Source organism: Eikenella sp. Marseille-P7795, assembly GCF_916618725.1.
Lineage (GTDB): Bacteria > Pseudomonadota > Gammaproteobacteria > Burkholderiales > Neisseriaceae > Eikenella > Eikenella longinqua.
Genome location: NZ_CAKAJZ010000001.1, coordinates 38,027 through 58,194, shown reverse-complemented (window position 1 = coordinate 58,194; position 20,168 = coordinate 38,027). Strand labels below are relative to the sequence as shown.

25 protein-coding genes and 1 pseudogene are annotated in these 20,168 nt (G+C 56.8%); 19 read left to right on the top strand and 7 right to left on the bottom strand.

Annotated features, from left to right (window positions below; all coding sequences use genetic code 11):
• Positions 1-44: 44 nt before the first annotated feature.
• The 3 genes from LG371_RS00300 to LG371_RS00290 all read right to left on the bottom strand — a co-directional run bounded on the left by LG371_RS00300 (position 45) and on the right by LG371_RS00290 (position 1,623).
• Positions 45-320 carry an oxidative damage protection protein gene (locus tag LG371_RS00300; RefSeq protein ID WP_197904208.1) on the bottom strand — a complete coding sequence of 92 codons (276 nt, stop codon included), beginning with the start codon at positions 318-320 and terminating at the stop codon, positions 45-47.
• Between the two features lie 66 nt (positions 321-386).
• Positions 387-1,202 (bottom strand): 4-hydroxy-tetrahydrodipicolinate reductase, encoded by an 816-nt coding sequence (gene dapB / locus LG371_RS00295; protein WP_225747451.1) that lies wholly within the window; start codon positions 1,200-1,202, stop codon positions 387-389.
• A gap of 58 nt (positions 1,203-1,260) precedes the next feature.
• The gene (locus LG371_RS00290; protein WP_225747450.1) at positions 1,261-1,623 is read right to left on the bottom strand and encodes an outer membrane protein assembly factor BamE; all 363 of its coding nucleotides are present in this window, start codon (positions 1,621-1,623) and stop codon (positions 1,261-1,263) included.
• Between the two features lie 137 nt (positions 1,624-1,760).
• On the opposite strand from LG371_RS00290, the gene fur reads away from it, so the two are divergent.
• From fur to ftsH, 17 genes and pseudogenes are all read left to right on the top strand, one after another.
• The gene (gene fur, locus LG371_RS00285; protein ID WP_067593529.1) at positions 1,761-2,189 is read left to right on the top strand and encodes a ferric iron uptake transcriptional regulator; all 429 of its coding nucleotides are present in this window, start codon (positions 1,761-1,763) and stop codon (positions 2,187-2,189) included.
• Between the two features lie 99 nt (positions 2,190-2,288).
• Positions 2,289-3,038, top strand: coding sequence for a leucyl/phenylalanyl-tRNA--protein transferase (gene aat, locus LG371_RS00280; RefSeq protein ID WP_225747449.1), 750 nt, complete (start codon positions 2,289-2,291; stop codon positions 3,036-3,038).
• A gap of 124 nt (positions 3,039-3,162) precedes the next feature.
• A complete protein-coding gene (gene dapD / locus LG371_RS00275) occupies positions 3,163-3,984 on the top strand; it encodes a 2,3,4,5-tetrahydropyridine-2,6-dicarboxylate N-succinyltransferase (RefSeq protein ID WP_067593535.1) in 822 nt (273 codons plus the stop codon).
• A 120-nt stretch (positions 3,985-4,104) separates the two neighbouring features.
• Positions 4,105-4,701, top strand: coding sequence for a bifunctional nicotinamidase/pyrazinamidase (gene pncA, locus LG371_RS00270; protein ID WP_067593536.1), 597 nt, complete (start codon positions 4,105-4,107; stop codon positions 4,699-4,701).
• A gap of 143 nt (positions 4,702-4,844) precedes the next feature.
• On the top strand, positions 4,845-6,545 hold the full coding sequence (locus tag LG371_RS00265; RefSeq protein WP_067593539.1) for a glutamine--tRNA ligase/YqeY domain fusion protein: 1,701 nt from the start codon (positions 4,845-4,847) through the stop codon (positions 6,543-6,545).
• An 86-nt stretch (positions 6,546-6,631) separates the two neighbouring features.
• Positions 6,632-6,919 (top strand): hypothetical protein, encoded by a 288-nt coding sequence (locus LG371_RS00260; RefSeq protein WP_225747448.1) that lies wholly within the window; start codon positions 6,632-6,634, stop codon positions 6,917-6,919.
• Positions 6,920-7,161: 242 nt separating this feature from the next.
• Positions 7,162-7,610 (top strand): annotated as a pseudogene (locus tag LG371_RS00255) (Fe-S cluster assembly transcription factor).
• 28 nt (positions 7,611-7,638) lie between these two features.
• Entirely contained in the window at positions 7,639-8,853 is a 1,215-nt protein-coding gene (locus LG371_RS00250) for an IscS subfamily cysteine desulfurase (RefSeq protein ID WP_225747446.1), read from the top strand.
• A 4-nt stretch (positions 8,854-8,857) separates the two neighbouring features.
• The gene (locus LG371_RS00245; protein WP_225747445.1) at positions 8,858-9,295 is read left to right on the top strand and encodes a hypothetical protein; all 438 of its coding nucleotides are present in this window, start codon (positions 8,858-8,860) and stop codon (positions 9,293-9,295) included.
• Between the two features lie 208 nt (positions 9,296-9,503).
• Complete coding sequence (locus LG371_RS12180; RefSeq protein ID WP_255593005.1) at positions 9,504-9,635, top strand: hypothetical protein; 132 nt, start codon at positions 9,504-9,506, stop codon at positions 9,633-9,635.
• A 182-nt stretch (positions 9,636-9,817) separates the two neighbouring features.
• Positions 9,818-10,201 carry a Fe-S cluster assembly scaffold IscU gene (gene iscU / locus LG371_RS00240; RefSeq protein WP_067593552.1) on the top strand — a complete coding sequence of 128 codons (384 nt, stop codon included), beginning with the start codon at positions 9,818-9,820 and terminating at the stop codon, positions 10,199-10,201.
• Position 10,202: 1 nt separating this feature from the next.
• Complete coding sequence (locus LG371_RS00235; RefSeq protein ID WP_067593555.1) at positions 10,203-10,469, top strand: DksA/TraR family C4-type zinc finger protein; 267 nt, start codon at positions 10,203-10,205, stop codon at positions 10,467-10,469.
• 75 nt (positions 10,470-10,544) lie between these two features.
• Entirely contained in the window at positions 10,545-11,051 is a 507-nt protein-coding gene (locus LG371_RS00230; RefSeq protein WP_225747444.1) for a hypothetical protein, read from the top strand.
• Between the two features lie 7 nt (positions 11,052-11,058).
• Positions 11,059-11,307, top strand: coding sequence for a recombinase RecA (locus LG371_RS00225; RefSeq protein WP_067593561.1), 249 nt, complete (start codon positions 11,059-11,061; stop codon positions 11,305-11,307).
• Between the two features lie 106 nt (positions 11,308-11,413).
• Entirely contained in the window at positions 11,414-11,734 is a 321-nt protein-coding gene (gene iscA / locus LG371_RS00220; protein ID WP_067593564.1) for an iron-sulfur cluster assembly protein IscA, read from the top strand.
• Positions 11,735-11,927: 193 nt separating this feature from the next.
• The gene (locus tag LG371_RS00215; RefSeq protein ID WP_067593567.1) at positions 11,928-12,548 is read left to right on the top strand and encodes an RlmE family RNA methyltransferase; all 621 of its coding nucleotides are present in this window, start codon (positions 11,928-11,930) and stop codon (positions 12,546-12,548) included.
• A gap of 63 nt (positions 12,549-12,611) precedes the next feature.
• Positions 12,612-14,657: an ATP-dependent zinc metalloprotease FtsH gene (gene ftsH / locus LG371_RS00210; protein ID WP_225747443.1), complete on the top strand. Its 2,046-nt coding sequence runs from the start codon at positions 12,612-12,614 to the stop codon at positions 14,655-14,657.
• A gap of 101 nt (positions 14,658-14,758) precedes the next feature.
• On the opposite strand, the gene LG371_RS00205 is transcribed toward ftsH, so the two are convergent.
• Both LG371_RS00205 and LG371_RS00200 read right to left on the bottom strand, forming a co-directional pair.
• Complete coding sequence (locus LG371_RS00205) at positions 14,759-15,259, bottom strand: hemerythrin domain-containing protein (RefSeq protein WP_225747442.1); 501 nt, start codon at positions 15,257-15,259, stop codon at positions 14,759-14,761.
• Positions 15,260-15,364: 105 nt separating this feature from the next.
• On the bottom strand, positions 15,365-15,565 hold the full coding sequence (locus LG371_RS00200; protein ID WP_225747441.1) for a bacterioferritin-associated ferredoxin: 201 nt from the start codon (positions 15,563-15,565) through the stop codon (positions 15,365-15,367).
• Positions 15,566-15,852: 287 nt separating this feature from the next.
• Between LG371_RS00200 and lspA the strand changes: the two genes are divergently transcribed.
• Positions 15,853-16,347, top strand: coding sequence for a signal peptidase II (gene lspA / locus LG371_RS00195; protein WP_067594303.1), 495 nt, complete (start codon positions 15,853-15,855; stop codon positions 16,345-16,347).
• A gap of 49 nt (positions 16,348-16,396) precedes the next feature.
• Positions 16,397-17,377, top strand: coding sequence for a 4-hydroxy-3-methylbut-2-enyl diphosphate reductase (ispH, locus tag LG371_RS00190; protein ID WP_225747440.1), 981 nt, complete (start codon positions 16,397-16,399; stop codon positions 17,375-17,377).
• Between the two features lie 306 nt (positions 17,378-17,683).
• Here ispH and LG371_RS00180 read toward each other — a convergent pair whose 3' ends face one another.
• A complete protein-coding gene (locus LG371_RS00180) occupies positions 17,684-18,226 on the bottom strand; it encodes a hypothetical protein (protein WP_067593581.1) in 543 nt (180 codons plus the stop codon).
• Positions 18,227-18,496: 270 nt separating this feature from the next.
• The gene (gene groL, locus LG371_RS00175; RefSeq protein WP_067593584.1) at positions 18,497-20,140 is read right to left on the bottom strand and encodes a chaperonin GroEL; all 1,644 of its coding nucleotides are present in this window, start codon (positions 20,138-20,140) and stop codon (positions 18,497-18,499) included.
• Between the last annotated feature and the right edge of the window lie 28 nt (positions 20,141-20,168).

Genomic DNA, 20,168 nt, shown 5'->3' with positions numbered 1-20,168 from the left:
TGAAAATCTGCGTTGGGATTTTCAGGTAGCCTTCTGTGTTTGGTTTACTCGGCGGGCGGAACGTAGCCGTGCACGGTGTCGGCGTCGCCGTCGCCGAAGAAGTAGTTTTCCATCTGCTGGGCGAGGTATTGGCGGGCACGCGGGTCGGCCAGGCTGAGGCGGTTTTCGTTGATGAGCATGGTTTGGTGGCGCGTCCAGGCGTCCCAGGCTTCTTGCGATACGTTGTCGAAGATGCGCTTGCCCAGCTCGTTGGGCAGAGGCGGGAATTTGAGGCCGGGGGCTTCTTTGCCCAGTTTGATGCAGTGTACGGTGCGGGTCATGAGGTGTCCTGTGGTGTGATGGTTTGAGGGACAGCGTTGGCTGCTGCGGCAGGCTATATGGGCGGATTACTGGTTTTTCAAGCCCAATACGTCTTGCATGTCGTAGAGGCCGCGGTCATGGTGTTGCAGCCACACGGCGGCACGCACGGCGCCGGCGGCAAAAGTCATGCGGCTGGAGGCTTTGTGGGTGATTTCCACGCGCTCGCCTTCGCCGGCGAAGAGGGCGGTGTGGTCGCCCACGATGTCGCCGCCGCGCACGGTGGCAAAGCCGATGGTGTGCGGATCGCGCGCGCCGGTGTGGCCTTCGCGGCCGTACACGGCGCAATCTTTCAGGTTGCGGCCGAGGGCGTGGGCAATCACTTCGCCCATGCGCAGGGCGGTACCGCTGGGAGCATCGACTTTATGGCGGTGGTGCGCTTCGATGATTTCTATGTCGTAGCCTTCGTTCAGCACGCGGCTCACGGTGTCGAGGATGTGGAAGGTGAGGTTTACGCCGACGCTGTAGTTGGCGGAAAACACCACGGCGGTTTGTTCGGCGGCAGCGGCGATGGCGGCTTTGCCGGCTTCGTCGAAACCGGTGGTGCCGATTACCATTTTGATGCCGCGTTTGGTGCAAACGAGCAGAAGGCTACCTGAAACGGCCGGGCGGGTGAAGTCGATGAGCACTTGGCAATCGGCGAGCGCGGCATCGGTGTCGCTGCTGATAATAACGCCGGTTTTTAGGCCGGAGGCGTAGCCGGCATCCAGGCCCAGCGCTTCGGAGCCGGCGTGTTCCAGCGCGCCGGTGAGCACGGTGTGCGGGTTTTGCTCCACGGCTTCAACCAGCATTTTGCCCATGCGGCCGTTTACGCCGGCAATGGCGATTTTGATGGGGGCGGACATATTTGCTCCTTAACAATCGGGGCGGAAACAGGGTGGCGATTGGATTTGCCAATCGGGTTTATTGCTGCGGCTGCTGTTGGCGCAGCTCATTGAGCACGTCGCCTTCGGCGCGCACCAGGGAATCGTTTTGATCGAAATGCAGGGTGAGGTTTTTGCGTTCGCGCACTTTGCCGCCGCGGCTCACTTCAAACACGTAATCCCAGCGGTTGGCATGCATCGGGTCGCGCAGCAGCGGCGTGCCCAGCAGGTGCTGCACCTGCTCTTTGCCCAAGCCTTGGCGCAGGGCGGCCACGGCCTGCAAATCCAGCTCGTTGCCTTGCACGATAGTGAGTTTGTAGGAAGGGAAACGGGCCAGGCGCTCGGTGCTGCAAGCGGCCAAACCGAGGCAGGCGGCCAGAGCCAGGCAAAGGGATTTGTTCACAACTTGACCTTTCGAAAAACGGGAAACAGGGCCGGGGCGCCGCCGCCTTTGCCGGGCAATCAGCGGGCAGAGAGTGGGCAAGCGCATTAAAAGTGCGTATTATAACGACTATTGACTGATAGTGATATGCATACATCATGGAAAATAACATCGCACAACTCAAAGGCAGCGGCCTGAAAGTTACCGGCCCGCGCCTGAAAATTCTGGATTTGTTTGAAACCCATGCCGAAGAGCACCTGAGCGCCGAGGATGTGTACCGCATCCTGTTGGACGAAGGCGTGGAAATCGGCGTGGCCACCATCTACCGCGTGCTCACCCAGTTTGAGCAGGCCGGCATCCTGCTGCGCCACCACTTCGAGAGCGGCAAGGCGGTATACGAGCTGAACAAGGGCGACCACCACGACCACATCGTGTGCGTGAAATGCGGCAAGGTAACCGAATTCCACAACCCGACCATCGAGAGCCTGCAAGGCCAGATTGCCGAGGAAAACGGCTACCGCATCGTGGATCACGCGCTGTATCTCTACGGCGTGTGCAGCGCCTGCCAGCAGAAACACCATCTTTAGGAGACGACCGCCCGGCGGCGGCTTGCCGTTTTCAGGTAGCTTTTTCGCGGAAGCAGCTCAATGCTTTGGCGATAGAAACCGCAGGCCGGGGTTCATTTAATGACCAATCAAAACCATACAGATATTCCGCTGCTCGCGGCGGACTGCCTGCAATTTCCCGACCCGCGCCCGGCCATCGCCGCACATGAGGGCTTGGTGGCGCTGAGCCGGGATTTGTCGGCAGAGCGGCTGCTGGCAGCATACAAACAGGGCATCTTCCCGTGGCATGAGGAGGGTGGCCTGTTTTTTTGGTTTGCCACCGCGCCGCGCACTGTGCTCTACCCCGAGCGGCTGCACATCGGCCGCTCGCTGGCCAAAACGCTGTGGCACAAGCCCTATGCGGTTACCGCCAATCAAAACTTCCTGGCCGTGATTGCCGCCTGCGCCGCCACGCCGCGGCCGGGGCAGGGCGGCAGTTGGATTGCGCCGAATTTTCAGGTAGCCTACACCGAGCTGCACCGGCTCGGCCGCGCGCATTCGTTTGAATGCTGGTATCCCGATGAAGACGGGCGGCTGGTGTTGGCCGGCGGGCTCTACGGCGTGCAGATCGGGCGGGTGTTTTTCGGCGAATCGATGTTTGCCTGGCAGAGCGATGCTTCCAAAATCGCCTTTGCCTGCGCGGTGCCGTTTCTGCAACGCTGCGGCATCAGGCTGATCGACTGCCAGCAGGATACGCCGCACCTGGCGCGTTTCGGCTCGCAAACCGTGCCGTTCGACGACTTCCAGGCGGCCCTCTCCGAGCTGACGGCGCAGCCGCTGGACAAGCCGATTACTTCGCACCTGCTCAAGCGGCAGGGCATAAACTGGTGAAGGCAGTTCGCAAGAAGCGTTTTGCATGGCACAATACGCCCCTTTCAGGCTACCTGAAAAATCCGATTGATCGTTTTCAGGTAGCCTTCCCTTTCCCCATCCAACCCAATCATAAGGAAAAACCATGTCATTACAAAACACCATCGAAACCGCATTTGAACAGCGCGCCGAAATCACCCCGGCCAGCGTTTCCGCCGAAGTGAAGGAAGCTGTGCTGGAAACCCTGTACCGTTTGGATTCCGGCAGCCTGCGCGTGGCCGAGCGGCTGGGCGTGGGGGAATGGAAGGTAAACGAGTGGGCGAAGAAGGCCGTGCTGCTCTCTTTCCGCATTGCAGACAATGAAGTATCCAGCGACGGCGTGAGCAAGTATTTCGACAAAGTGCCCACCAAGTTTGCCGATTGGATTCCGCAGCAGTTTCAGGTGGCCGGCTTCCGTGCGGTGCCCGGTGCGGTGGCCCGGCGCGGCAGCTTTATCGGCAAGAATGTGGTGTTGATGCCTTCTTATGTGAACATCGGCGCCTATGTGGACGAAGGCACGATGGTGGACACTTGGGCCACCGTGGGCTCCTGCGCGCAAATCGGCAAAAACGTGCACCTGAGCGGCGGCGTGGGCATCGGCGGCGTGCTGGAGCCTTTGCAGGCTTCGCCCACCATCATTGAAGACAACTGCTTCATCGGCGCACGCAGCGAAATCGTGGAAGGCGTGATTGTGGAAGAGGGCAGCGTGATTTCCATGGGCGTGTATATCGGCCAATCCACCAAGATTTTCGACCGCGAAACGGGCGAAATTCACTACGGCCGCGTGCCTGCCGGCTCGGTGGTGGTGTCCGGCAGCCTGCCGAGCAAAGACGGCTCGCACAGCCTCTACTGCGCCGTGATTGTGAAAAAGGTGGATGCGCAAACCCGCGCCAAAACCAGCGTGAACGATTTGCTGCGCGGCGTGTGATGCACTGATTTGCTGCTATAATGTTTTTCAGGTAGCCTTTCTTCGCGAACAGGCTACCTGAAAACATTAGTTTCAGCGAAGCTAAAAATATCCGCCTCACTCCACACAAAAGGAACCCCCATGCGCGCACTGCTCCTAATCGATATCCAAAACGACTTCATGCCAAGCGGCCGCCTGCCCGTGGCCGGGGGCGACGCCATCGTTGAGCCGGTAAACCGCATCATCGGCGATTACCCGCTGGTGGTCGCCTCGCAAGACTGGCACCCCGCCGGCCACGAAAGCTTCGCCTCTGCCCACCCCGGCAAACAGCCTTTCGACATCATCAACCTGCACGGCCTGGAGCAAGTGCTGTGGCCGGACCACTGCATTGCCGGCAGCAGCGGCGCCGAGTTTCACCCCGCGCTCAACACCGCGCCCATCGCCGCCGTGTTCCGCAAAGGCATGGACAAGCACACCGACAGCTACAGCGCCTTCTACGACAACGGCCGCCGCCACAACACCCGGCTCGCCGACTACCTGCGCGCCCACGGCGTAACCGATATCGATGTGGTGGGATTGGCTGCTGACTTCTGCGTGTATTTCAGCATTGCCGACGCGCTCTCCGAAGGCTTCCGCGTGCGCCTGCTGGAGCACGCCACACGCGCCATCGATGCCGAAGGCTTCGCCAAGAAAAAGGCCGAGCTGCTCGCGCACCCCAATTTCTCGCTGGCGGATTAGCCCTCAGCCCGCCATATTTTTCAGGTAGCCTTGGATGACATAGAGGCTACCTGAAAAATTTTAGCCCATGCCGCATCTGACAGCCGCCCGCGCTTTCGGGTAAAATCCGCCCCATATCATTATTTTTCAGGTAGCCCCAAACCATGCTCAACAAAGACCAATTCGCCGACAACCACTTCATCCGCACCATCATCGAAGACGACCTCAAAAGCGGCAAACACACCGCCATCCAAACCCGCTTCCCGCCCGAACCCAACGGCTACCTGCACATCGGCCACGCCAAATCCATCTGCCTGAACTTCGGTTTGGCCTATATTTATGACGGCCTGTGCAACCTGCGTTTCGACGACACCAATCCCGAAAAGGAAAACGACGAATACGTCAATGCCATTAAAGAGGATGTCGAGTGGCTCGGTTTCCATTGGGCAGGCGAGCCGCGTTTCGCATCCAACTATTTCGACCAGCTTTACGACTACGCCGTCGGTTTAATCAAAGACGGCAAAGCCTATGTCGATGATTTGACACCCGAAGAAATGCGCGAATACCGAGGCACGCTCACCGAAGCGGGCAAAAACAGCCCCTACCGCGACCGCAGCGTCGAAGAAAACCTCGACCTGTTTACGCGCATGAAAAACGGCGAATTCCCCGACGGCAGCAAAACCCTGCGCCTGAAAATCGACATGGCATCAGGCAACATCAATATGCGCGACCCCGTCATCTACCGCATCCGCCGCGCCCACCACCACAACACCGGCGACAAATGGTGCATCTACCCGATGTACGACTACACGCATTGCATTTCCGATGCCATTGAAGGCATCACGCATTCCCTGTGTACGCTCGAATTTGAAGCCCACCGCCCGCTTTACGACTGGGTGTTGGACAACATCCCCGCGCCGCACGCCACCCGCCCGCGCCAATACGAGTTTTCCCGTTTGGAGCTTTTGTATTCCATCACCTCCAAACGCAAGCTGAACCAGCTCGTTGCCGAAGGCCACGTTTCCGGCTGGGACGACCCGCGCATGCCGACCATTTCCGGTATGCGCCGCCGCGGCTACACGCCCGAAGGCCTGCGCCTGTTTGCCAAACGTGCGGGTATTTCCAAATCTGAAAACGTGGTCGATATGAGCGTGTTGGAAGGCGCAATCCGCGAAGAGTTGGAAAACTCCGCGCCGCGCATGATGGCCGTGCTCAACCCGATTAAGGTAACGCTCACCAATTATAATGAAGCTCAAACCGAAAGCCGCACCGCGCCCTACCACCCGAACAACGAAAGCATGGGCAGCCGCAGCCTGAAAATCGCCCCCGAGCTGTATATCGAAGCCGACGATTTCAGCGAAAACCCGCCCAAAGGCTGGAAACGCCTGACTTTGGGCGGCGAAGTGCGCCTGCGCCACAGCTATGTGATGAAGTGCGACGAAGTGGTGAAAGACGCGGCGGGCAATATCGTCGAGCTCAAATGCAGCATCGACTACGACACGCTGGGCAAAAACCCCGAAGGCCGCAAAGTGAAAGGCGTGATCCACTGGGTGGCCGCCGACACCGCCGTGCCCGTAACCGTGCGCCTCTACGACCGCCTGTTCACCGTGGAGCGCCCCGACGCCGTGCGCGGCGAAGACGGCCAATATCTGCCGTTTACCCAATTCCTCAACCCCGAATCGGCCAAAGAAATCACCGCCTACGCCGAGCCCGCGCCCTTTGCCAACGGCCTGCCTGCCGAAAGCCGCTGGCAGTTCGAGCGCACCGGCTACTTCGTTACCGACCGCAAAGACCACACGGCCGAGAAACCGGTGTTCAACAAAACTGTCGGCCTGCGCGACACTTGGCAGGCAAAATCCCAATAAGCCCGGCCGCATAGCAGGGCAGGGCAAAGGCTACCTGAAAACGGCTTGAATAGTTTTCAGGTAGCCTGAATCATTCCGCGATAACTATGATGAAAGCACCGTCATCCAAAGCATTGGATTATCTCGCCTATATCGGTATCGGCTGCATGCTGATTGGGTGGCTGACCGATTTCTCGTTTTCTGCCTGGCTGGGCATTCCGTGGGCGATATTCACGTTTGCAGGCGTAACCGTGCTGATGCCTTTTGTGCCCAAAATCTGGCAGCGCATGCCGGCCGGCGCATTGTGGTTTGCCACCATCCCGCTCGGCTTCGGCGTGATTTATGCGGTGAACACGATGTGGTTTCTCCAAATATTGGAAGGTTTCTCCAATTAAACGGGATTTGCTTTCGGCATTTGGCATTTTCAGGTAGTCTGTTTATCTGGTTTGGAAAAATGAGGGCTTGGGCTACCTGAAAAAGGAGAAGCCAACCATGCATCTCGAAGGCTACCTGAAAACGCGTCAAACCGTTTTCAGGTAGCCTTTTGCATTGAGAAAAACTAAGCCCGCTATACTTGACTAAATTACTTGGGTATTAGACAATCCGCCTCCCAAGACGCAGTACACACACCAGCCCTATGCGATTGACCACCAAAGGCCGTTTTGCCGTAACCGCCATGCTCGATTTGGCACTGTACGGGCGCGAAAACCCCGTCAGCCTCAACGCCGTGAGCGGCCGGCAGCATATTTCCCTCTCCTATTTGGAGCAGCTTTTCGGCAAGCTGCGGCGCGCCGGCCTGGTGGAGAGCGTGCGCGGGCCCGGCGGCGGCTACCTGCTCAGCAGAAAGCCCGAGCTCATCAACATCGGCGAAATCATCCACGCCGCCGAAGACAAGCTCGACGCCACCCATTGCGGCGGGCAAAGCAACTGCCGCGAAGGCATGCCCTGCCTCACCCACGATTTGTGGGAAAACCTAAACCGCACCATCAACGACTACCTGCACAGCGTTTCCCTGCAAGACGTGCTTGATAAAAAGCAAACCCGCCACATCATACCGCCACAGTAGATTTAACCCATATCCGATAACCACACACCACCAACCAAAGAGCCAATCATGACCAAACACGCCCCCATCTACCTCGACTACGCCGCCACCACCCCCGTTGACCAACGCGTGGCCGCAAAAATGATCCCCTATCTGACCGAAACCTTCGGCAACCCCGCCTCCAACAGCCACGCCTTCGGCTGGGTGGCGGAAGAGGCCGTGGAGAAAGCCCGTGCCGACATCGCCGCCCTGATTAACGCCGACCCGAAAGAAATCGTCTTTACCAGCGGCGCGACCGAGTCCGACAACCTCGCCATTAAAGGCGCGGCGCACTTCTACCAATCCAAAGGCAAGCACCTCATCACCGTCAAAACCGAACACAAGGCCGTGCTCGACACCATGCGCGAACTGGAACGCCAAGGCTTTGAAATAACCTATCTCGGCGTGAAAGAAAACGGCCTGATTGATTTGGACGAGCTCAAAGCCGCCATCCGCCCCGACACCATCCTGATTTCCGTGATGTGGGTGAACAACGAAATCGGCGTGGTGCAGGACATTCCCGCCATCGGCGAAATCTGCCGCGAACGCAAAATCATCTTCCATGTGGATGCCGCCCAAGCCTGCGGCAAAGTGCCGGTGGATGTGGAAGCCGGCAAAGTGGATTTATTGTCCATGTCCGGCCACAAAGTCTATGGACCCAAAGGCATCGGCGCGCTGTATGTGCGCCGCAAACCGCGCGTGCGCCTCGAAGCGCAAATGCACGGCGGCGGCCACGAACGCGGCTTCCGCAGCGGCACCCTGCCGACCCACCAAATTGTCGGCATGGGCGAAGCCTTCCGCATCGCCAAAGAAGAACTCGAACAAGACATGGCGCACTACCGCAAACTGCGCGACATCTTCCTCAAAGGCATCGAAGGCATCGAAGAAGTCTATATCAACGGCGACCTCGAACACCGCGCTCCGAACAACCTGAATGTCAGCTTCAACTTCGTGGAAGGCGAAAGCCTGATTATGGCAGTGAAGGAACTCGCCGTATCCAGCGGCTCGGCCTGCACATCGGCCAGTCTCGAACCCAGCTACGTTTTGCGCGCGCTCGGCCGCAACGACGAATTGGCGCATTCATCGCTGCGCATCACCTTCGGCCGCATGACCACCGAAGAAGAAGCTGCCTACGCCGCCGAGCTGATTAAATCCAAAATCGGCAAACTGCGCGAACTGTCGCCCTTGTGGGAGATGTTTAAGGAAGGGATTGATTTGAATACGGTGGAATGGGCAGAGCATTAAGAATATGGAACAGCAAATTATTGAACTTGGAGTTCGGTTAACGGAAACATTAACCAAAAACACTGCTTCTGCAATTTTAGCGAAAATACAATCTATAAAAATAAAAAAGGATGATAAAGAAACAATTAATCAATTAGAGGAAATTATACAAGATTTAATTGCTGATAAAAATGAATTAACTCAGATTGCTCAGGCATATCAACAAGAAATATCTGCTCAAAAAATTAATGAGAGTGAATTAAATTATATTACTTCTAGTTTAATTCCTAAGATTCAATCTTTGATGGAAGCTAATGGACAAAGTCATGAAGAATTAAATAATGCAGTGAAGATTTTATCTCCATTAGTTTCGAAAGAAACATTAACAATTCTTCAGTTATTAGGGTTTAATTTTAAAAAGGCTATTGGAGAGCCATTGACTTCTTTGGTTAGAGAGAGATGATTTTAACTAAATTGCCACCAGATACAGAGTTACAGAAACTACAGATTCACTTGCAACTAGAGCAGTTGCAAGTGATAAGTCAGAATCTAGAGTTGCTACATAAATCTAATGACTCTTGAATTGAGTAAGCATAACTTGGGTTGTAAACTCAACAAAAAGAAAACTCCTTTTTTATGTAGCCTGAAGACTAACAAACCAAGGACACTCCATGAGCCAAAAAGACGATTTAGATCTCGACAACCTCGATAGCCTGCTTGAAGACTTTGACGGCGTAACCGTAGAAGGCGGCGTCGATTCCGAAAACGACGACGGCTGCGAAGGCGGCGCGTGCAAAATCTAGCTGCCCCGTTTGCACTGCTTGGCAGTGGATATTTTTAGCTTCGTTGAAGCTGCGATTTAGCTTCGCAGAAACTCAGCCTTGCTTCGCAGGACATCGATCCACTTCGTTGAAGCTACGTTTTCAGGTAGCCTCCACACCTAAACACCACAAACCACCACATCTCAAACAAAAAGGAAACCATCATGGCATACAGCGACAAAGTCATCGATCATTATGAAAACCCCCGCAACGTCGGCACGTTCGACAAAAACGACCAATCCGTCGGCACCGGCATGGTGGGCGCGCCCGCCTGCGGCGACGTGATGCGCCTGCAAATCAAAGTGAACGACCAAGGCATCATCGAAGATGCCAAATTCAAAACCTACGGCTGCGGCTCCGCCATCGCTTCCTCCAGCCTGATTACCGAATGGGTGAAAGGCAAAAGCTTGGATGACGCACTCGCCATTAAAAACAGCGAAATCGCCGAAGAGCTGGAACTGCCTCCCGTGAAAATCCACTGCTCCATCCTCGCCGAAGACGCCGTGAAAGCCGCTGTGGCCGACTACAAAAAGAAACACGGAGCCTAAGATGGCCGGCGGCTGGGCGCCCGACGGCGCGGAACAGGCGCAAATCGACGCCAATTTAGACGACGCACTCGCCGCCGCCCGGCAAAACCTGCCCAGCGGCGAGAGCGCCCGCGAATGCGACGAATGCGGCGAGCCGATACCCGAAGCCCGCCGCCAAGCCCTGCCCGGCGTGCGCCTGTGCATTGCCTGCCAAGAAGAAGCCGACAAACAGCAGCAGTTCCGCCTCGCCTACAACCGTCGCGGCAGCAAAGACAGCCAGCTCAAATAGGCTACCTGAAAAAGGCTACCTGAAAATCCGCCGCACACCTCAGCCGATTTCCCCGTTTCACTTCGAAAGCCCACCATGAAAACACTCGCCCTCACCGCCGCCGTCTTCCTGCTCGCCTCAGGCTGCGCCATCGAAAATTTCGACAACGGCATCCCCGTCAAAACCGGCCAGCGCACCCTGTCCAACCGCGCCACCAACGCCATGAGCGCCATGCTCGTGCGCAACTCCTGCCGCAAAGTCGAAGCCGCCAACTACCCGCTGCCCGCCGGCACACCCAACGGCGCCTTCACCTCCAAACGCAACGCCCGCTACTACCGCACCGTTGCCCGCAACGGCTACGCCTCGCAGTATCTGGAAACCTTCTACGCCAACGGCAAAACCAGCGCCCGCGTCGAGCTCAACGCCAACGGCCTGGCCGAAGGCTGGTCGAACGGCTACGACGAACAAGGCAGGCTGCGCACCCGCATGCTCTACCGCGACGGCTACACCACCCGCTCGCAAGCCTACAACACCCAAAACGGCCAAATCGAGCGCGACAACCTCATCGACTGCGCCGCCGGCACCATCACCCCCGCCCGCTAAATCCGCCATGTTCTCCGCCGAAGAAACCCAATCTCTGCTCGCCGAAAAAGGCATCGGCAAAACCGTATTGCAGCGTTTGCAGCAAATGGGCTTGGACAGCGTGGCCAAGCTCGCCGCCGCCGAAGTAAACGACATGCTGGAGCAGGGCGCCGCGCTCACCGGCAGCAGCTGCTGGAAAAACAGCCCGCAATCCCGCGCCGCCATGCAAACCGCCGTGGCTTGGGCCAAGCGGCGGCAGGCGGAAAGCGCAGAGTAGGGCGGAAGGCTATCTGAAAATATCGGCACCTGCGAAGCAAGGCGCAGGCCGCACACAAACTATTTTTCAGGTAGCCTCACAACAGATTAAACCATAAGGAAACCATATGATTACCCTCACCCAAAAAGCCGCCGACCACATCAGCAGCTTCCTTTCCAAGCGCGGCAAAGGCGAAGGCATCCGCGTGGGCGTGAAAACCAGCGGCTGCTCCGGCATGGCCTACACGCTTGAATTTGTGGATGAAGTGCAGCCGGAAGACGTGGTGTTTGAAGGGCACGGCGTGAAAGTGTTCGTCGATCCCAAAAGCCTGGTGTATCTCGACGGCACCGAGCTGGACTACACCAAAGAAGGTTTGCAGGAAGGCTTCAAGTTCGCCAACCCCAACGTGAAAAACGAATGCGGCTGCGGCGAAAGCTTTAATGTCTAAACCGTTTAGCCAAACACAAAAAGGCTACCTGAAAATTTTATAGCGGATTCACTTAACTTTCGCTATGGCTTTGCAGAACCCCGCCTTTCTGTGGGAAGCCCGTTTTCAGGTAGCCTTATCGGCTACCTGAAAAACTTCGGCAGCCTTTTGCCCGTTCGGCTACAATGCAGCCGTTTTTTGCTTGGGATTTCCTATGCCGCCCCGTTCCAAATCATCCAAAACCTGGCTCAACGAGCACGTGAACGACCCTTATGTGCACCAAGCGCAGAAAGACGGCTACCGTGCCCGCGCGGCATACAAATTGCTGGAGATCAACGAGAAAGACAAGCTGATCAAAAACGGCACGGTGCTGGCCGATTTGGGCAGTGCGCCGGGCAGCTGGTCGCAGGTGGCGGCGAAGCTGGCGGGCGCGCAGGGGCAGGTGTTCGCGCTCGATATCCTGCCGATGGAGCCGGTGGCGGGTGTGTCGTTTATCCAAGGCGATTTCCGTGAAGACGAAGTGTTGGCGCAGCTGGAAAACCTGCTCGGCGGCCGTGAGCTAGACCTTGTAATTTGCGATATGGCACCCAATATGTCGGGCAATGCGGTAACCGACCAGGCGCGCAGCTATGTGTTGTGCGAGCTGGCTTTGGATTTTGCCGCCGAGCACCTGAAAACGGGCGGCAATATGCTGGTGAAAGTGTTTCAGGGCGCGGGTTTTCAGGAATATATGCAGGCCATGCGCGGGGTGTTTGCCCAAGTGTTGGTGCGCAAGCCCAAGGCTTCGCGCAGCCGTTCCAGCGAAGTGTATCTTTTGGGGAAAAATAAAAGATAGCGTTGGCATTTGTATTTTCAGTAGTTTTTATTTTTGTTGGCATTAAATTAGGAGCTGGTTACCGTGCGTAACACCGTCAGAACGATTTTGGTTTGGCTGTTTTTGGCCGGGGTGTTGATTGCCTCGACTCAAACACTGCTGGGCGGAAGAGAAAACAAACAACAAATCAACTATTCGCAGTTTATCCAGCAGGTAAACAAAGGCGAAATCGCCAAAGTGGACATGGAAGGAACGCTGCTGAACGGCTATGTGCTCAGAGGCGAGCGCACCGATAAAACCAAGTTCTACACCAATGCGCCGATAGACGACAAACTCTTGACGCTGCTGCAAGAAAAGAACGTTGATTTCCGCTATATCCCGGAAGAGAAACAGGGCATGCTAACCGGCCTGCTGTTCAACCTGCTGCCGGTGATGCTGCTGATTGGCGCGTGGTTTTACTTTATGCGCATGCAGAACGGCGGCGGTGGCAAGGGCGGGGCGTTTTCCTTCGGCAAGAGCCGCGCGCGCCTCTTGGATAAGGATGCCAACCGTGTAACCTTTGCCGATGTGGCCGGCTGCGACGAAGCCAAAGAAGAAGTGCAGGAAATCGTAGACTACCTCAAAGCGCCGAACCGCTATCAGAGCTTGGGTGGCCGCGTGCCGCGCGGCATTTTGCTGGCCGGCAGCCCGGGTACGGGTAAAACCTTGCTGGCCAAGGCGATTGCCGGTGAGGCCGGTGTGCCGTTTTTCAGCATTTCCGGCTCGGATTTTGTGGAAATGTTTGTTGGCGTGGGCGCTTCCCGCGTGCGCGATATGTTTGAGCAGGCTAAGAAAAACGCGCCCTGCATCATCTTTATCGACGAAATCGACGCAGTCGGCCGCCAGCGCGGTGCAGGCTTGGGCGGAGGCAACGACGAGCGCGAGCAAACCTTGAACCAGCTCTTGGTGGAAATGGACGGATTCGAGAGCAATCAAACCGTTATCGTGATTGCCGCCACCAACCGCCCCGACGTGCTCGACCCGGCCTTGCAGCGCCCCGGTCGTTTCGACCGCCAAGTGGTGGTGCCGCTGCCGGATATCCGCGGCCGCGAGCAGATTTTGCAGGTGCACGCCAGAAGAGTGCCGCTGGATGCTTCGGTGGATTTGATGTCGTTGGCGCGCGGTACGCCCGGTTTTTCCGGCGCCGATTTGGCCAACCTGGTGAACGAAGCCGCACTGTTTGCCGGCCGCCGCAACAAAATCAAGGTGGATCAAAGCGATTTTGAAGACGCCAAAGACAAGATCTACATGGGCCCGGAACGGCGCAGCATGGTGATGCACGAAGACGAAAAACGCGCCACCGCCTACCACGAGGCCGGCCATGCCATCGTGGCCGAGAGCCTGCCGTTTACCGATCCGGTGCACAAAGTTACCATCATGCCGCGCGGCCGGGCATTGGGTTTGACTTGGCAGCTGCCCGAGCGCGACCGCATTAGCATGTATAAAGACCAAATGCTCAGCCAGCTTTCCATCCTGTTTGGCGGGCGCATTGCCGAAGATATTTTCGTGGGCCGCATTTCCACCGGGGCTTCCAACGATTTCGAGCGGGCCACGCAGATGGCGCGAGAAATGGTCACGCGTTATGGCATGAGCGAGAAAATGGGCGTGATGGTGTATGCCGAAAATGAGGGCGAAGTGTTCCTTGGCCGCAGTGTAACCCGTTCTCAGCACATTTCCGAAAAAACCCAGCAGGAAGTGGACGCCGAAATCCGCCGTATTCTAGACGAGCAATATGCGGTGGCTTATAAGATTTTGGACGAAAACCGCGATAAGATGGAAACCATGTGCAAGGCCTTGATGGAGTGGGAAACCATTGATCGAGACCAAGTGCTGGAAATCATGGCGGGCAAGCAGCCCAGCCCGCCCAAAGATTACAGCCACAATGTGCGCGGCAACGGCGAGGGAGAAGCCCAGCCGCAGGAAGGCCAAGAGCCGGAAGGTGTGGCCGAGCCTGCCGATGTGCCCGACGAGTTGCCGCAAACCGCCAAGCTGGCGCATGAAGATGCGCCGGTAGCGGAAACTGTGGTGGCCGACAGTGCGGTTGAGGCGGAAGTTTCCAGCTTGCCGGCAGATCATTCGAGCGACAAATAAGCCATAGAAGGGGCTACCTGAAAATATTTCGGCTTCGCAGAAACTTTGCTGTGCTGCTTTTTCAGGTAGCCTCTTGCTTTGTATGCGCAGGTTTACTAGTTTCAGCCTTGCCGTCTGGCGGCCATGCGTTTGCCGATGGCTTGCAGCTCGGCTTGGGGGATTTTTTGTTCGCCGAGCTTGAACAGCTGCTCTTCGCGCGGGATGTGGAAGTCGTAGCCGGCGGTAAAGCGGGCAATCAGCTCGGGGTTGAGCGGGATGCCGTCGGCGAGGCTGGCGAGGTGTTGGTTGAGTTCATCCCAGTTGCGGTGCAGGGTGTCGTGTTCGGCTTCGAGCGCTTGGATGAGGGGGCGGGCTTCGGGGGCGTGGCGCAGCAGCAGGGGGAAGAAGTCTTCTTCGTCTTGGTGGTGCAGCGGGGCGGCGACGTTGAAGTAGTGCCGGATTTGGGCGATGCTCTGGTCGGCCACGTTGTTGTAGCCGTGCTGTTTCAGGTAGCCTTCCAGCATGTTGAGCTGGCCGCAGAAGCGCTGCACTTTGCCGTGGCAGGCGCGGAGCATGGCGGTGGGCTGTTCGAAGGTGACGGATTGGGTGTTGAATAGATCCATGGTGTTTCCCTGTGATGAGGCTACCTGAAAATATGGGCTTCTGCGGTGCTGAAAATGAAATGCTGCCGTGTGTGGGCAGCATTGTCAATGATGGGGTGGGGCGGCTTATTGCAGGTTGCCGTTGGCGGCGGGGGCAGCTTGTTGGTCGCCGTGTTTGCCGAGGTAGGCTACGGCCAAATCGGCGCAGCAGCCGCAGCAGGTGGCCACGCCGAGGGTGGCTTGCAGGTCGCTCAGGCTGTTGGCGCCGGCGGCGACGGTTTCTTGGATTTGGCGGTCGGAAACGGCATTGCAAACGCAGACGAACATGATGTGCCTCTATCGGGTGGTTGTGCTTGGATGAGAATCAGTATTGTTGCGATATGGTAATGGAGATTATTTATGATTGCAATAGTCTGCTGCGATGCTGTGGCTGTTTTTGTTTCATTGAAGCCCAAGTTTTAGCTTTGCGGAAACTTTGCCTTGGCTGCATTAAGGAATCGCTTTCAGGTAGCCTTTTGGATATGGGGCGAAACGGGTGTGGCGGGGCGATAAGTTTGGCCGCTGGCGGGCGCTTTATAGTAAAATGCGCCCACTTTTATCTGCTGAAATATGAAATGAGTACGAATAAGATTGCATGGTTCCGACTGTGGCCGTATGCGCTGCTGGCGGGTTTGGTGGTGTTTGCCGACCAGTGGAGCAAGCTGTGGGTGTTGGATCATGTGGTGTTCAACTGGCGTATTCCGGTGATCAAGGGTTTTTTCGATATCACCCATGTATACAACCCGGGCGCGGCATTCAGCTTTTTGGCCGGGGCTTCGGGCTGGCAGAAGTATTTGTTTGCCGGTTTGGCGGTGGTGGTGACGCTGTATTTGGTGTCAGGGATGCGCGCGCAGAAGTTCGGGCGCGTGGGTAATGTGGCGGCGGCGATGATTATCGGCGGTGCTATCGGCAATGTGATCGACCGCATCAACTACGGTCATGTGGTGGATTTCCTGCTGTTTTATTGGCAGAACCACTACTACCCGGCGTTTAATGTGGCCGACAGTTTCATCTGCATTGGCGCAGCATTGTTCGTTATTGACGGTTTGCGTCAGGGTAGGCACGAATAAGAATATAGGCAGAGATAGGCTACCTGAAAACGATGTCGCGCAGCCAAGGATGAGTTCCTGCAAAGCTAGACATCACAGCCACACACAAGGACAAAACATGACGAAAACCATCATGCTGGCCAACCCGCGCGGCTTTTGCGCGGGCGTGGACCGGGCCATCAATATTGTAGAGCGGGCGCTGGAGCAGTTTGGCGCGCCGATTTATGTGCGGCACGAGGTGGTGCACAACAAATTCGTGGTGGACAATTTGCGCGCAAAAGGCGCGGTTTTTGTGGAAGATTTGGTGGACGTACCGCCCGGTGCCACGCTGATTTATTCGGCGCACGGCGTATCCAAGGCGGTGCAGCAGGAGGCGGCGGAGCGCGGCTTCCGCGTGTTTGACGCCACCTGTCCGCTGGTCACCAAGGTGCACCGCGAAGTGGCGCGGTTGGACGAAAACGGCTACCAAATCATCATGATCGGCCACGCCGGCCATCCGGAAGTGGAAGGCACGATGGGGCAGTTGGCGCCGGGCAGCATGCTTTTGGTGGAAACGGCGGCAGATGTGGCGCGCTTGCAGGTGCGCAATCCAGACAAGCTGGCGCATGTGAGCCAAACCACGCTGTCGATTGATGAAACCAAAGAAATCATCGATGCCCTGCGCGCGCGTTTTCCCAACATCAAAAGCCCGCGGAAGGAAGATATTTGCTATGCCACCACCAACCGGCAGGAGGCGGTAAAGCAGCTGGCGGCGGAGTGCGACGTGGTGGTGGTAGTGGGCTCGCCCAATTCTTCCAACAGCAACCGTTTGCGCGAAGTGGCGGCGCAGCAGGGCGTGGACGCTTATATGGTGGACAATGCAGGCTACCTGAAAAAAGAATGGTTTGCCGGCAAGGAGCAGGTGGGGATTGCCGCCGGGGCTTCGGCGCCGGAAGTGTTGGTGCAGGAGGTGGTGGATACCGTGCAAGGCTGGGGCTATGCCACGGTGCGGGAAAGCGCGGGGGAGCAGGAAAGCATTGTGTTTGTGCTGCCCAAAGAATTGCGCGGTTAAGCCGCTACGGCTCAATATTTCATCCCCTGTTGCGGCTGATGCCGGGCAGGGGATGAAGTTTTTAAACCAGGGCTGTGCTGCCTCGCTTTGTTTTGATTGAAACTGAATCCATTATGGCGGATGCATAGTGGATGAAATTTAAATCAGGACAAGGCGACGAAGCCGCAGACAGTACAGGTAGTACGGCAAGGCGAGGCAACGCAGTCCTGGTTTAAAGTTAATCCACTATATTTTCAAATCTTGCAGGCAAAAAGCAGGCTACCTGAAAAATCATGGTAGCCTGAATGAACAGCTAGAGAGTAACTTTTACTGGGTGCAGATACTGCTTTCGAGCACCGGCGGAATGTCGCCGGCACAAGCCCAAATCAATTGCCCCTGAGCCTGCATCGGTAGCAGCAGTACGGCACGTTCGGCAGTGCCGCCGGCAGGAACGGCGGTAATCGCGCCCTGGCTGAGGGTGATGCTTTGCCAGAATGCTTTTTGGCCGGCGGGAACATCAATCGTTTCGTTGATTTCGTTCAGGCGCGTACCTTTGGCCAGGCGGGTTTCCACCCATACTTTGGCCATGTTCAGCGCTTCAACCGCTTGGGCATCGGTGATGAGGGGAGCGGCAGGGGCTTGCGGGGCACCGGTGCCGACTGTTTCTTCGGCAGCCGGATCGGCCAAGCCGACCAAGCCGACCAAGCCTTTGGCCTGCTCGATGATGTCCGGGTTCAGATAGGCATAAGCGCCGCCGCCAATCAGCAGGGCAGCCAACAACAAACCGACGATACGGCCTGCGCCGCCTCCGCTGTTTCTGTTGCGGGATTGTTTGCGGTTGCGTGAAAGTTTTCTGGTTGCAGTAGCCATGTAAAGGGTATCCTGAGTAGATTCTGTGTAATTGGAATTAGACGGAAGATAAAGTTCTCTAAATGGATAAGCATGAACCATGCCAAAGTTGGATTACTGGGCAGGGAGTGCTGAAAAATTGTTTTTCACTATTGATTGCAATGAATAATTTAATCCAGGCAACACAAGGCAAACATGCTATGAAGAATAGAGGCTACCTGAAAAACGGCAGGGCATAAAAAAGCACCCTCAAAGCGAGGGTGCTTTCGCATAGCGCGGGCTACAGGCCGATTACATCATGCCCATTCCGCCCATGCCTCCCATTCCGCCCATGTCGGGAGCGGCGGGTTTGTCTTCCGGAATGTCGGCCACCATGCATTCGGTGGTCAGCATCAGGCCGGCGATGGAGGCGGCGTTTTGCAGCGCGAAGCGGGTTACTTTGGCCGGGTCGATCACACCCATTTCCAGCATGTCGCCGTAGCTGTCGTTGCCGGCGTTGTAGCCGAAGTTGCCGCTGCCTTCCAGCACTTTGTTCACCACCACGCTCGGCTCGCCGCCGGCGTTGGCCACGATTTGGCGCAGCGGGGATTCAACCGCGCGCAATACGATTTGCACGCCGGCTTCCTGGTCGGCATTGGCGGTTTCCACCTTGCTCAGGGCAGAGCGGGCACGCAGCAGGGCCACGCCGCCGCCGGCCACCACGCCTTCTTCCACGGCAGCACGGGTGGCGTGCAGCGCGTCGTCCACGCGGTCTTTCTTCTCTTTCATTTCCACTTCGGTGGCTGCGCCCACTTTGATCACGGCCACGCCGCCGGCCAGTTTGGCCACGCGTTCTTGCAGTTTTTCTTTGTCGTATTCGCTGGTGGCGGTTTCAATCTGGGTACGGATTTCGCCCACGCGGGCTTCCACGGCGGCTTTGTTGCCCAAGCCGTCGATAATGGTGGTGTTTTCTTTGCCCACTTCGATGCGTTTGGCCTGGCCCAAATCTTCCAGCGTGGCTTTTTCCAAAGACAAGCCCACTTCTTCGGCAATCACGGTGCCGCCGGTGAGGATGGCGATGTCTTGCAGCATGGCTTTGCGGCGGTCGCCGAAGCCCGGTGCTTTCACGGCCACGGTTTTGAGGATGCCGCGCAGGTTGTTCACCACCAGAGTGGCCAAGGCTTCGCCTTCCACGTCTTCAGCGATAATCAAGAGCGGGCGGCTGGTTTTGGCCACTTGCTCCAACACCGGCAGCAGGTCGCGGATGTTGCTGATTTTCTTGTCGAACAACAGCACAAACGGGCTATCCAGCTCGGCCAGCTGTTTTTCCGGGTTGCTCACGAAATAGGGGGAGAGGTAGCCGCGGTCGAACTGCATACCTTTCACCACTTCCACTTCGTTTTCCAGCGATTTGCCGTCTTCTACGGTGATCACGCCTTCTTTGCCCACTTCGTTCATCGCCTGGGCGATGATGTTGCCGATGGATTCGTCGGAGTTGGCGGAAATGGAGGCCACTTGGGCGATTTCCTTGGATTTTTCCGGCACCGGCTTGGAAATGTTCTGCAACTCGGCTACCAGGGCGGCTACGGCTTTGTCGATACCGCGTTTCAGGTCGGTCGGGTTCATGCCGGCGGTTACGTATTTCATGCCTTCGGCCACGATGGATTGCGCCAGAACGGTGGCGGTGGTGGTGCCGTCGCCGGCCACGTCGTTGGTTTTGGAGGCAACTTCTTTCACCATCTGCGCGCCCATGTTTTCAAACTTGTCTTTCAGTTCGATTTCTTTGGCCACGGTTACGCCGTCTTTGGTGATGTGCGGGCCGCCGAAAGCGCGATCCAGCACCACATTGCGGCCTTTCGGGCCGAGGGTAACTTTCACGGCGTTAGACAGGGTGTTTACGCCGTTTACCATTTTCTGACGGACTTCGTTGCCGAACTGTACATCTTTTGCTGCCATGTGTATGACTCCTAAAATAAAAAATCAG